General features: G+C 57.2%; 14 protein-coding genes. 9 read left to right on the top strand and 5 right to left on the bottom strand.

The annotated features are described in order from the left end of the window. The first annotated feature begins 10 nt into the window (after positions 1–10). The 4 genes from flgA (at position 11) to ACWIKB_RS31015 (ending at position 2,603) form a co-directional block, all read left to right on the top strand. Positions 11–772, top strand: coding sequence for a flagellar basal body P-ring formation chaperone FlgA (gene flgA, locus ACWIKB_RS31030; protein WP_475271273.1), 762 nt, complete (start codon positions 11–13; stop codon positions 770–772). A 150-nt stretch (positions 773–922) separates the two neighbouring features. Continuing rightward, positions 923–1,249, top strand: coding sequence for a flagellar biosynthesis anti-sigma factor FlgM (gene flgM, locus ACWIKB_RS31025; protein ID WP_123407131.1), 327 nt, complete (start codon positions 923–925; stop codon positions 1,247–1,249). Positions 1,250–1,297: 48 nt separating this feature from the next. Further along, positions 1,298–1,765: a flagella synthesis protein FlgN gene (locus tag ACWIKB_RS31020; protein ID WP_475271272.1), complete on the top strand. Its 468-nt coding sequence runs from the start codon at positions 1,298–1,300 to the stop codon at positions 1,763–1,765. Positions 1,766–1,856: 91 nt separating this feature from the next. Further along, complete coding sequence (locus ACWIKB_RS31015; RefSeq protein WP_475271271.1) at positions 1,857–2,603, top strand: flagellar brake protein; 747 nt, start codon at positions 1,857–1,859, stop codon at positions 2,601–2,603. An 81-nt stretch (positions 2,604–2,684) separates the two neighbouring features. Here ACWIKB_RS31015 and ACWIKB_RS31010 read toward each other — a convergent pair whose 3' ends face one another. From ACWIKB_RS31010 to ACWIKB_RS30995, 4 genes are all read right to left on the bottom strand, one after another. Next, positions 2,685–4,061: an MFS transporter gene (locus ACWIKB_RS31010; protein ID WP_475271270.1), complete on the bottom strand. Its 1,377-nt coding sequence runs from the start codon at positions 4,059–4,061 to the stop codon at positions 2,685–2,687. A gap of 71 nt (positions 4,062–4,132) precedes the next feature. Beyond that, positions 4,133–5,374, bottom strand: coding sequence for a glutamine synthetase family protein (locus ACWIKB_RS31005; RefSeq protein WP_475271313.1), 1,242 nt, complete (start codon positions 5,372–5,374; stop codon positions 4,133–4,135). A 218-nt stretch (positions 5,375–5,592) separates the two neighbouring features. Continuing rightward, positions 5,593–6,282 (bottom strand): sensor histidine kinase, encoded by a 690-nt coding sequence (locus ACWIKB_RS31000; RefSeq protein ID WP_475271269.1) that lies wholly within the window; start codon positions 6,280–6,282, stop codon positions 5,593–5,595. Beyond that, on the bottom strand, positions 6,279–7,883 hold the full coding sequence (locus ACWIKB_RS30995) for a response regulator (RefSeq protein WP_475271268.1): 1,605 nt from the start codon (positions 7,881–7,883) through the stop codon (positions 6,279–6,281). Before ACWIKB_RS30995 ends, ACWIKB_RS31000 begins: the two co-directional genes overlap by 4 nt. A gap of 303 nt (positions 7,884–8,186) precedes the next feature. Between ACWIKB_RS30995 and ACWIKB_RS30990 the strand changes: the two genes are divergently transcribed. The 4 genes from ACWIKB_RS30990 (at position 8,187) to tnpC (ending at position 11,796) form a co-directional block, all read left to right on the top strand. Next, a complete protein-coding gene (locus ACWIKB_RS30990; protein WP_475271267.1) occupies positions 8,187–9,557 on the top strand; it encodes a lysozyme inhibitor LprI family protein in 1,371 nt (456 codons plus the stop codon). 150 nt (positions 9,558–9,707) lie between these two features. Further along, a complete protein-coding gene (tnpA, locus tag ACWIKB_RS30985; RefSeq protein ID WP_475271266.1) occupies positions 9,708–10,031 on the top strand; it encodes an IS66-like element accessory protein TnpA in 324 nt (107 codons plus the stop codon). Next, positions 10,028–10,336 carry an IS66 family insertion sequence element accessory protein TnpB gene (gene tnpB / locus ACWIKB_RS30980; protein WP_475271265.1) on the top strand — a complete coding sequence of 103 codons (309 nt, stop codon included), beginning with the start codon at positions 10,028–10,030 and terminating at the stop codon, positions 10,334–10,336. The genes tnpA and tnpB overlap by 4 nt, the downstream gene beginning before the upstream one ends. Next, complete coding sequence (gene tnpC / locus ACWIKB_RS30975) at positions 10,267–11,796, top strand: IS66 family transposase (protein ID WP_475271312.1); 1,530 nt, start codon at positions 10,267–10,269, stop codon at positions 11,794–11,796. The genes tnpB and tnpC overlap by 70 nt, the downstream gene beginning before the upstream one ends. 38 nt (positions 11,797–11,834) lie before the next feature. On the opposite strand, the gene ACWIKB_RS30970 is transcribed toward tnpC, so the two are convergent. Beyond that, complete coding sequence (locus tag ACWIKB_RS30970; RefSeq protein WP_475271264.1) at positions 11,835–12,317, bottom strand: GNAT family N-acetyltransferase; 483 nt, start codon at positions 12,315–12,317, stop codon at positions 11,835–11,837. Positions 12,318–12,403: 86 nt separating this feature from the next. On the opposite strand from ACWIKB_RS30970, the gene ACWIKB_RS30965 reads away from it, so the two are divergent. Continuing rightward, positions 12,404–12,644 (top strand): hypothetical protein (locus ACWIKB_RS30965; protein WP_475271263.1); only part of this gene is annotated, 241 nt, incomplete at its 3' end.

The following is a 12,644-nucleotide window of genomic DNA, read 5'->3' as shown; positions in this document are numbered from 1 at the left end:
TTTAACCCGTATGAACGAACAAACGACATTTTTCCGACACCTGACATCAAACTACCGCAAATTGCTTTGCGTGGTGTCGGCTGTTTGCCTGTTGCCCCTTGGCAGCCCTGCCGTTGCTGACGCGGTTACCTTGCCTGACATGCTTATCGGCGTCACTCAGGGCTTTCTTGAATTCACCGTAGAAGACTATCTGGCCACCAGTCAAACGGAAGGTCGCTACGAAATCGAGGTAAAACAACTCGATCCGCGACTGCGCATGCCCATGTGCGACAAGGAATTGACAGCCTCGCTGGAGAGCCCGGCCACCCCGATTGGCCGGGTAACCGTCAAAGTCCGCTGTGAGGGGAGCTCCCCCTGGACAGTGTTCGTACCCGCTCAAGTGCGCCTGTTTCGAGACGTTGTCATCACCACTCGCCCACTCAAGCGCGCCGGCATTATCGAACCCGGCGACGTCGCACTACGCGAACGAGATATCAGCCTTATCAACCAGGGCTATTTCACCTCCGTCGACCAGGCCATCGGACAGAAACTTACCCGACCAACGGTCGGTGATCAGGTCATTACGCTGGTCCATCTGGAACAGGCAGAAGTCGTACGCAAAGGTGACCAGGTGGTGATTACCGCCCGCAGTGGTACGCTCAGTGTGCGCATGCCGGGCGAAGCGCTGTCCAATGGCGGCCTGGCCGAGCAGATACGGGTTAAAAACCTCAATTCCATGCGAGTCATCAAGGCGCAAGTCACCGCGCCCGGCCAAGTGGAAGTGTCCATGTAGAGGCTAAGCTATGGCGCTCTGGCAGGCTGTTACCTAAACTGTGCCCATGCAGCGCTGGCGCATGCAGCTCATTGCATAAATGAGCCTAAAGTTTTCGCAGGTATTGCCGAAAACATGGCAAGCGTCCAAATACCCAGAGGTTTTTTTATCATGGTCATCGATTTCAGCCGTTTAAACAGCTCCTCGTCACTTACGGGCAGTACACGTACCAGCGTTGCCAAGGAAACCGCCGACGCCGGCAAATCCGCGCCGCTGAATACCCCGGCCGAACAGGCCAGTACCGTCAAAAGCGGGGAATCGGTACATCTCAGCAATGAGGCTCAACAGTTGCAGAAGGTCACTGACAAGCTGCGCGATCAGCCTGCCGTCGACAACGCCCGTGTGGCCGAGTTGAAAGCAGCGATTGCCGATGGCAGCTATAAAGTCGACAGCAGCCGTGTAGCCAGCAAACTGCTCAACTTCGAAGCCCAGCGCTAGGCCATCGCCTGCGCCAGGCTTTTGGACGCTTAAAACCCAAGGCCAGCCATGCACGACACTAATCTACTGCAACTGATCACCGACGACTTTGCTCCAGCGCAACGCTTGCTGGAGTTACTGCAAACCGAGTCCCTCGCCTTGCACGGTCGCGACATGCCGCTGCTCGAAGAAATTCTGGCGCAGAAACAGGCATTGATCATTTTGCTCGAACAGCATGGCCGCAAGCGCAGCGAAATCCTCGCCAGCCTCAACCTGCCCATCACTCGCAGTGGCCTGGAGCAACTCGCCGCCCATTCGAGCATTGGCGATCAGTTGCTGGAACAAAGCGATGTACTGACCGATCTTCTGGCTCAATGCCAGGCGGCCAACGTCAAGAATGGCCAGTCGATTCTGATGCAGCAGGCCGCCACGGCCAATCAGCTGAAAATCCTCACCGGGGGCGAACCTCCAGCGCTCTATGATGCCCGCGGGTCAACCGCCAAGATGGCAAAGCCACGCCCGCTCAGCCAGGCTTGATACCTCGCCAATGAGCACGCCCTATCAAGACGCGAAACATACTGGCAGAATGCCCGCCAGTAGTCATATTTTGTCTGGAGATTGATGAACCGTGTTCAATGCCTCAAGCGCGGAAGACGCTCCGCAACCACCCAAGGTGCTCACCACACCTCTGGAGATCTCCGGCAACCTTCGGCAGCTGCAAGACAGCCATGACCCGCTGATCATCACGTTCCATGAGCGCAGCCAGCGCTTCCAGAGCTATCTGGTGGACCTTGATCGTGACAGCAACATGATCGCCCTGGATGAAATGATCCCCCGCGACGGTGAACGCTACCTGCTGGCCGGCGAACCCTTCAAGGTCGAAGGCTTTCACGACGGCGTGCGCATTGCCTGGGAAAGTAACGGTCCACTGACCATCGACGAGTCCGGCGGTGGTCGTTGCTACCGTGGCGCGCTGCCTTCCGAGGTTGTGTACCACCAACGTCGCAATGCCTTTCGCGCCGCGTTGAAGCTGGCGCAACTGGTCAATGTCGAGCTGGGTGGTGAAAAGCTCAAGGCACCGATCGGCGGCAAGTTGCTGGACATCTCCGCCACGGGCTGCAAGCTGCGCTTCGAAGGCGACATCACCTCCAGCCTGCAACTGGGCCAGGTCTACGACCGCTTTGTCGCCGCCCTGCCCTTTGGCAGCATGACCGCCCCGGTTGAACTGCGTTACCTGCACTTCGAAGAAAGAATCTCCACCACCTTCGCCGGCGTACGCTTTCACAACATGAGCGGCCTGGTGCAACGGCAGGTCGAGCGCTTCGTCTATCAGCTGCAACGCGAAGCCCGACGTTTCGACAAAGATGACATGTGATTTCTCGGAATAAAGTGCCGGCGCTTCAATAAAAAACGGGCAGTCCCTTGCGGTGACTGCCCGTTTTTTTATGCCCCGATTTTAAGGCCTGGCCTCGGTGAAGCTTTGTTCGCGACCGGTGTCAGGGTCTTCCGGATCCTGTGGTTCTTGCGGGGACGGATCTGTTTCAGGTTCGGGCTCTGGCTCAGGTTCGATCGGATTCTGCATCTGATCCTGCACCACTTGCTCATCGACCCGTGGGTCAAGAGCTGCCACCAGTGGCGAACTCGACATGCTGTCGGGCATGGCCACGTGATGCAGCGGTGCATCGTCGACCACATGCAGATTGGTCACCGCTTTCGGGCGAATCCGCCACACCAGCACCAGCGCGAAGAAACTGAAGAAGGCATACAACATGTGGCTGCCGAACAGCTTCATCAGCACCCCGGCCACCAGCGGTCCGATACTGGCGCCGACACCGTAGGTCACCAGCAGCATGGCCGTCAGGGACACCCGGCGATCACCCTCAACGTGGTCGTTGGAGAACGCCACGGCCAACGGATACAGGCAGAACTGCACCAGTGAGCAGAGGAACCCGGCGATGAACAACACCTCCAGCGGCACCTCGGTCATGATCGCCAATGGCAACGCGGCAACCGCCAGGCACAAGGCAAAGCAGCGGATCAGCAGCGCCCGGTCATAGCGATCGGACAACCAGCCCAGCGGCCACTGCACCACCAGTCCGGCAAAAATGCAGCTACCCATGAACAGACCAACCTGTTCCGTGGACAGCCCCTGCTGCGAGGCATACAGCGGCGCCAGACCGTAGAACGAGCCGACGATCAACCCGGCGCCCAGCACCGTGCTCAACGACTGCGGCACGCGTTTGATGAAGAACCGTGGCTCCATCGGTGCCGGATGCAGAGGCGCCGGGTGAATGCGTCGAGTCAGGGCCACCGGCACCAGACACAAGGCGAAGCACAGGGCGACCAGCATCAGCAGCTCCAGGCCCAAGGCCGGGTGCAGGACCAGAATCAGTTGCCCCAACACCAGCCCCAGATACGAGGCAATCATGTAGCCGCTGAACACCAGCCCACGCTGCTTGGCTTCGGCCTGCTCATTGAGCCAGCTCTCGATCACCATGTATTGGCACATCATGCCGAGGCCGACGATGACCCGCAGAAACAGCCACGCAGGCAACCAGTCAATCAAGCCGTGGCCCAACACCGCGGCGCCGACAATCCCGGCGCACGCGGCATAGGCACGTATATGCCCGACCCGGGCAATCAGCCGGTGGCCAATCTTGCCACCCAGCACCAGGCCGAAATAGTTGGCCGCCATCAGCGCACCGACCCACAAGCTGTCGACATGGTCAGCGGCCAGGCGCAAGCCCAGATAGGTACTTAACAAGCCCGAGCCGATTAACATCATCAGCGAGGCGAAATACAGCGCTCGAAAGGATTTCCAGATTTGGCGCATCGGCGTTCCGAGCGGCTCCTTGCAGTGGGGATCGGGCTATCGAGAAACGATAGCCCGAAGACGACGGGGCGTCAGGCCTGGGCTGCTAAAACACGCCGCTCCCAGGGAGTAATTTCATCGAAGAAGCTGGTCAACTCCATGGTCTTCGAAGCGATGTAGCCTTCGATGAACTCCTTGCCAAACAGTTCCTTCGCCAATTGACTACGTTTCAGACGCTCGAGGGCAGCGTGCAAGGTACATGGCAACGAAAGATTATCCGGCACCACGAATTCGCCCTGGATGGCCTCGCTCGGTTCCAGCTCGTTTTCGATGCCGTACAGCCCTGCGGCGAGGCTCGCGGCGATCGCCAGGTACGGGTTGGCATCGGCGCCAGGCAAGCGGTTCTCCACACGACGGGCCACCGGCGAACTGGCCGGAATGCGCAAACCCGCCGCCCGGTTGTCGTGGGACCAGCAAGCATTATTCGGTGACGCAAACGGGTGGCACAAGCGCTGATAGGAATTCACATTCGGTGCAAACAACGCTGTGAAGTCTGCCATGCCGGCCTGCTGACCACCGATGAAATGACGGAAGGTCGCCGTCGGCTCACCGGCCTTGTCGCTGAACACGTTACGGCCGCTGCCGATCTCGACAATGCTCTGGTGAATATGCATCGAACTGCCCGGCGTGTGGGCCAACGGTTTGGCCATGCACACCACCATCAGGCCGTGCTTGAGCGCGACCTCTTTGAGCAGATGCTTGAACAAAAAGGTCTGGTCGGCCAGCAGCAACGGATCGCCGTGCAGCAGATTGATCTCGAACTGACTGACGCCCATCTCGTGCATGAAGGTGTCGCGAGGCAAACCCAGGGCCGCCATGCATTCATAGACTTCACTGAAGAACGGGCGCAAGCCGTTATTGGAACTGACGCTGAACGCCGAATGACCGTCTTCACGACGGCCGTCCAGGCCCAGCGGCGGCTGGAAGGGTTGCGTCGGGTCGGTGTTGGGGGCGAAGACAAAGAACTCAAGCTCGGTCGCCACAACCGGCGCGAGACCGCGTGCGGCGTATCGTGCGATCACGGCTTTGAGTTGGCCACGAGTCGATAGAGAAGAGCTCTCCCCAGTCAGTTCATCCGCATCGCAAATAGCGAACGCCCGAGGTTGCTTGCTCCAGGGCAAGCGATGAATCTGCGCAGGGTCCGCTACCAGCGCCAGGTCGCCATCATCGCTGCCGTAAAAGCGCGCCGGCGGATACCCGCCCATGATGCATTGCAGCAGCACACCCCGCGCCATCTGCAACCGTCGACCTTCGAGGAAACCCTCGGAGGTCATTACCTTGCCCCTTGGCACGCCGTTCAAATCCGGCGTAACACATTCAATCTCATCAATGCCCGTCAATCGCTGCGCGAGTGAACGCTGGCCATCGGTTGTCATGACGCAATCCTTGTTGTTGTGCGAGCCGCGAACGGCGACCCGTACAAAATAGGCTCCGGCCGTTCGGAATATCAAGCACTCCCGAACAAAAAACCAACCGATGTCGGGGGATCACGTCACGGCAGGTACAGGCTAAAGACACCGCCGCCCAACGGGCCGCCAGTGCTGATGCGGGTATAGCCACCGACACCGTTGCGCTGATGCAATGCCGCAATCCGTCCGGCGAAGTACAAACCGAGGCCAGTGCTGCCAGTGCTTTGGTTGATGCCCTGAACGTAATCGGCCTGGCGCTCAATCATTTCAGGCGGGTAGCCCTCCCCATCGTCATTGATGGTGATCACCAACTGACCAGCCTCGTCGCTGACCGTGATCAACAGCGCGTCCCTGGCATAGCGAATCGCATTGTTGATGCAGTTGGCCAGCACCGAAGCGATCAGCTCACGGTCGAAAAAACCCAACGGGCTCAGGGGATCCACTTCGTAGGTCGCCATGATGCCGCGACTGGCGAACACCTCCTGATGTGCAGCCAGTTGCGCTTCAATGAAGTCATCCAGCTCATGGTAAGCCGGCTGCAACGGCATCTGGTTGACGCCGAGTTTGTAGAGTCCCAGCAACTGCACCAGCATGCCGTTAAGGTGGGCGAATTCGAAGTCGATGACGCCCTGCTCTTTGGACTGCTGCTGATCAGGCAAACGCGCCAGCCATTGGCTGTGGGCCTGCATCAACATCGCCAGGGAATTCTTCATGTCGTGCACGGTTGAGGCAATCACCGTAGAGAAATCGAGTGCCTGTTCGCTGTCGTTCATTCGCCAAACGCCTTGCTTCGCAGCTTCTGATAACGGGAAAAACGTGCGTCGGTATCGGGCATCAGACCCACCGTTTTCAGGCAAGCCCGGCACTCTTCGAGTTCCGTCGACGGGACACTGGGGTCGGTGCCATGCAGCAGCGACTGCGCCATGTTCAGCGCGATGCTGATGTTCTTCGGTTGCAGCGCCAGGGCTTTGCGGAACACGTCCCGCGCTTCCACCAGGTTGCCAGTCTTGTACACGCGCACACCTTGGCGGTTGAGGTCGGCGGCGGCGTTACCGGCATTGAGAATAGTCGGGTCGTCGGTCAATTTGGCGATGCCTTGCATCACTGTCGGATCGTCGCCGTAGATCTCCGCACAGTTTTTCAGCATCGAAGCACCCGCGCTGGCCTGCCCGAGCATTTGCAGCTGCTTGGCCACCAGCAGCGCCGCTTCGGCACTCATGAATTGCTCCATGCCATCGAGGCGCATCATCGCTTGTTCGGTGAGCTTCTCTGCGGTCTCGGCATCGTTAAGCAGCAGGCTGGTGGCCTTCATCAGCCGTGCACGAATCTGCAGGCCGGGGTCAGAAGGGTTCTCCTTCGCCACCGCGCTGAGCGTCGTATTGATTTCCAGTCGAGTCCGAGTGTCCAGGCCCTTTTCACTGCCCTTGCTGATCAATGCGTGAGCCAGGCCGAGGTTGCTTTCAGCATCCTTGAAGCGCGACTGGGCGCCTTGGGCCACCGCCTGCCGATAGGCTTTGGAGGCGGTGTCGAAATCTTCGTTAGTCATCGCCAGCTTACCCAGCAACGCTTGCCGGCGAACCGCCAGTGGCGACAGGCGAATGGCTTCCTCCAACACGCGTTGGGCGCCCTTGGTGTCGCCTTCGGCTACCAGCACATCGGCCATGCCGTCATAGAGCGCCGGCATCATCGGGAACACTTTCAGCGCTTTTTCATAGACGCCTTTGGCTTGGCTGACCTGGCCGCGCTTGAACAGCAGCTTGCCCAGCCCGGCAAACGCCCAAGGCAACGGTCGATCAGCGATGATGCTGTCGTAGAGACGCTCCAGCGCCTCGTTCTGGTTCAGGTCGCGCAAGGCATCGGCGCGATAACGCAGGCACAGCGGCGAGTAACGGATGTCCTGCTTGCACAGGGCGATACAGGCGTTGAGCACTTCCACCGGTTTGCCGCGATCGAGAGCCTGCAGGATCGGCTTGAGCAACGTCTTGCGCTGTACCAGTCGCTCCAGTCGTTGGGCCAGGCCCGAGCGGTTAAATGGTTTGGTCAGGTACGCATCGGGCTCATGTTCCAGAGCGCTGAGCACCATCGCCTGACTGGTCTCGGCGGTGACCATGACAAACACACTCTCATGGCTGATCAGCTTCTCGATCATCAGGTCTTCGAGCACCTGTTGACCGTTTTTCTTGCCATCGCCCAGGTGAAAATCCTGCAGGATAAAATCGTAAGACTTCTGCGCACACATGCGCAGCGCCTGCTCACCGGTATCAGCGGTGTCGACATCCTTGATGCCCAGTTCTCGCAGCATGGACCTGACGGAGCTGCGGAAATCCGAGAAATCATCGACGATCAGAAAACTCTTTTGGTGATACGACAGCATCGAAGATTTCCAGGCAATTTAAGAAGAACAACCCAAAGGCAAATACACGGATACGCTTAGCTTCGCTGCCCCTTTCGGCGCGCAGATGATAGCTGGAGGCCAAAGGCTATCAAGCGATTTCTCATAAACCCGCAGATTGCCGCAAGTAAAGAGAACCTCAACCGTTCGGGTTATCGGCCAGTAGTGGCGTTCCCTTGAAGCGGTAGGCGTATAAACGTGCATTTGGCTGCAGCGGTGCTGACCTTGATGCACACTTGACGGCATCGCGACGTACTTACTCCATGAACTCAAGGCCTTATTACTGTGTACATCAAAGGACGCTGTATTTTGTCCGCTTGTGCTCTGCTGGCTACTCAGCATGCACTGGCGACTGGAATGGACTGTACAAAAGCGGCAAGCACCGTTGAGAAAACCATCTGCGCGAGTGCGGCGCTGTATGAACTGGATACTCAGATGGGAGCGGCTTACCGAGGCTTGGTTAAGGCGCAGCCTGAACTGAAGACAGCCCAACGCGCCTGGCTGAAAACGCGTGATCAGTGTGCCGCCGATGTGGATTGTCTCGATCAGCGTTACCGCGAGCGTCTTCAGTCAATTCAAAAGCAATTGAATGAAACCGTCGCCTACCAGCCAGTTGAAATCGACAGGTTGGTACTAGAAGACTTGAGACAAGCTATACAGACGGCCAACAAAACTGATCCAGAGTTCCCGTTGGAACGGGCACTTGATTCTTTTGCCATCAAGACGGGCACCACGACTTTTTCAAACGTGGCGGATGACGATAACGCCCTTGAAGAAGCGCATTTCCCGAAGATTATTCCCGTGGGGGTCGCCCAGGACGAGTGGCAGGCCCTCACCGCCTCTAAAGTTGAGAGCGCTGGTGAGAACGGAAATAGCTCATATACCTTGATGGACCTGGACGGTGATGGGTTGCGCGATCTTGTCGTCGACACCTACTCAGGTGGCACCGGATTGTTTTCTTATATAGAAACGTTTCGCCGGACTGGAGGCGTATTTGTCAGGAGAACAGGTACTGCCGATTCTGACTCCAGTTCTGAGAGCTCTCTTTTTTCTCTCAATGGTCGCGGTGCGAACCAGTCCGTCTACTGGATAAACGTACGTGGTCGTGTTTATGCCGCCTACCGAAATAGCTATTACGGTGTTGATCAGCTCTACCTTCTTGATCCGCTGAAGATTACCGGTGCGGTTCCTATTGTGAGCGTCAATTACCGCTATCAACTGTCTGTGCCCAAGACTCAAAAAGATGATGCCAGCGGTACCAGCATTAAGCTGGATGCGGTGCTACATAAAGCACTGATTCAGGCATTGGCCAACGTGAGCACAACCGAAGCGAAAGATGTCGGTAATCAGCGCACTCCTCTGTGCCCCATTCCTCCAGCAGGAGAGGGTGATGGTGCTTACTACAGTTATGGCCCGGGGCACTACAGCTTCGAAATTGTCGGAGATACGTCTGTTGTGATTGCAGGGCAGTGCTATATCGGAAGATTGATGGACTGGTTTGGTGGGTACAGCGCCAAGGATGGACTGTATGCGCAGCTCGACGTGCGAAAACCAGACCTGGAAAGTGCCGAACACAGTTATACGGTCAACGGGCGACGTCGTATGACCGGTGTAACCACCTCGATTGGCAAGTTTGAAGGAGACAATGGTGGCTAGCGAGTTGCCGCGAACGTTGTAGTTTGCGAGCACGAAAAAGCCCCATCAGTGTAAGCGTCCGGCGAAGTCACCTACCCGATCCCAGCGATAAGGGCGATGTTGTCCACTTAAAAATACGTGGACACTATCGCCCCTACCATCAGAATTACCATGCGCCAAAGAACCTCTTATCCCAAACCCTTTAAAGCCCAGATCGTCCAAGAATGCCTGCAACCTGGCGTATCGATGACCAGCGTGATCCTGCGTCACGGCATTAACGCCAACCTGGTTCGAAAGTGGATACCTGCTTATCGTGATCATCAGGCGCCAGCGTTACCTGCTTTTGTTCCGATGAAACTTGCGTCCGCAACCCGGCCCAATCAGCAGATGTCGGTCAGCATCGAGGTTCCTTTCGGGCAGCAAAAACTTACTGTGAAGTGGCCATCCTCAGATCCTGACGGGTGTGCTCGTTTTGTCCGTAAGCTTGCCAAGTGATCCGCATCGACGCCATCTGGCTCGCCACCGAGCCCATGGATATGCGCGCAGGTACCGAGACCGCGTTGGCCAGAGTGATTGCAGTATTCGGTGCGGCGAAGCCGCACTGTGCTTATCTCTTTGCCAATCGACGTGCTAACCGAATGAAAGTCCTGGTTCATGACGGGATTGGTGTTTGGCTGGCTGCACGGCGGTTGAACCAAGGCAAATTCCACTGGCCAGGCATTCAGCAAGGCTGCGAGATGGAGCTAGATATCGAGCAACTTCAGGCCTTGGTATTAGGTCTGCCTTGGCAGCGCAGTTGATGTCGAAGGTCGACACCACGGGCAGAAAGACCCAGCGCGATCAAACCATCATCGAACAGCTGACCCACGAGACCGCCATCCTTAAGCGGCACAGGTTTGCCAAGCGCAGCGAGCAGATCAGCCCTGAGCAAGGCAACTTGCTCGACGACCTGCTCAACACAGATCTTGAGGCTATCGACGCCGAGTTGAAGACCCTCCGACCAGCTCCCGCTCCAGAAGAGAAACGCCAGCAACCCAAGCGCGCGCCGCTACCACCGCAGTTTCCACGCACCGTAATTCATCACGAACCGGTAAACACCCAGTGCGCCTGCGGCTGCCAACTTCAGCGCATCGGCAAGGACGTCAGCGAGAAGCTGGATTACACGCCAGGCGCGTTCACCGTCGAACAGCATGTGCGTGGAAAATGGGCCTGCCGGCAGTGCGAGACGCTGATCCAGGCCCCGGTGCCGCCGCAGGTGATCGACAAGGGAATACCTAAAGCAGGTCTGCTCGCTCATGTAATGGTGGCGAAATTCGCCGACCACTTGCCGCTGTACCGGCAGGAGAGAATCTTTGGCCGCGCCGGCTTAGCCATCGCGCGTTCAACTCTCGCGCAATGGGTTGGACAGACCGGTGTACAGCTTCAGCCATTGGTTGATGCCTTGCGAGAAGCTGCTCTGGCCCAACGAGTTGTCCATGCCGACGAAACTCCGGTGCAGATGCTTGCGCCCGGAGAAAAGAAAACTCACCGCGCTTATGTCTGGGCTTACTGCACCACGCCGTTCTCGGCGCTTAAAGCCGTAGTTTATGACTTCAGTCCGAGCCGCGCCGGTGAGCATGCACGTAACTTCCTCGGCTCGTGGAACGGCAAGCTGGTGTGCGACGATTTTGCTGGCTACAAAGCCGGTTTCGAGAAGAGCATGACCGAAATTGGTTGCATGGCCCACGCACGCCGCAAGTTTTTCGATCTGCACGTGGCGAATAAAAGCCAGTTGGCAGAACAGGCACTGCATTCGATTGGCGGCTTGTATGAAGTTGAACGCCAAGCGTGCGACATGAGTGATGCGGATCGCTGGCGGATACGGCAAGAAAAAGCTGCGCCGTTAGCGAAAGCGCTGCACGACTGGATGTTGGCCCAGCGCGATCTTGTGCCCAACGGATCAGCGACGACCAAAGCCTTGGATTACAGCCTTAAACGCTGGGTCGCACTGACGCGCTACCTGGAAGATGGGGCCGTGCCCATCGACAACAACCCAGTCGAGAATCAGATCCGGCCGTGGGCGCTCGGGCGTTCAAACTGGTTGTTTGCCGGGTCGCTTCGCAGCGGCAAACGAGCGGCGGCGATCATGAGTTTGATCCAGTCTGCGCGGCTGAATGGTCATGATCCGTACGCGTATCTGAAGGATGTTCTCACGCGCCTGCCGACGCAGCGGGCGAATGAGATTACCGACCTACTGCCGCACAGGTGGATGCCCATCTAACGGTGCAACCTCTGACGGGGCACCGTATCAAGATCTGCCTAGTCGCCCAAATTAACGGCATTACCGTTAATCCGGACATAATAATTATCTAATTCACCGCTTTCGACGAACACGAAGCCATGGCGAGTGTAAAAACGATTTGAAGCGCTTTCCTTGAGAGCACCAACCTTGATGGGACGCCCGATCTCATCAGCCTCTCTGAAAATCTGAGTAAGAATTTCAGAGCCGATTCCTGCTCCTTGAGCACTGGGTATCACATACAAGTGGTCAAGCAGAAGCTCGCTCTGATGGTCTTTGATAACGACAAAACCGACCAGATCACCTGATACTTCTATGCGGCGTGTGCTGTTCGCGTCGAACCCACCAAGAAATCGTTCGCGCGCACGATCTGGGTTAAATCGTCCAAGCCGTTCAAGGCTCTCGCGCATGGCCTCAATCCTGATAGCTACCAGATCTTCCAGGTCGTTATTGGAAGCTGCGCATAAAACGACAGCGGAGTTTTGATCAGCGGAGGCTGGCATAACAAGCACCCTAAACATGGCCGGTCAGTCATTATAGAGAACAGAATCCGCATAACCACTACAGCCTCGGTTCAATGGAGGCGATGGTGGCTCCATATCAGCTTCAGGGGGATGTGTTCGCCGGACGCTTACTTTGCGGGCACGAAAAAGCCCCGCCAGTTGATTCTGGTGGGGCTTTTTATTTTGTCTTTTACCAGGCACTTCCCTGCGGGCAAAAACAAAACCCCTACCTGCATACGCAGATAGGGGTTTCGGAATTTAATCTTGACGATGACCTACTCTCACATGGGGAAACCCCACACTACCATCGGCGATGCATCGTTTCAC

This window comes from Pseudomonas sp. 5Vm1k (assembly GCF_056161485.1).
Note: the sequence above shows the minus strand (reverse complement) of the source record. Positions and strands in the feature narration are given on the sequence as shown.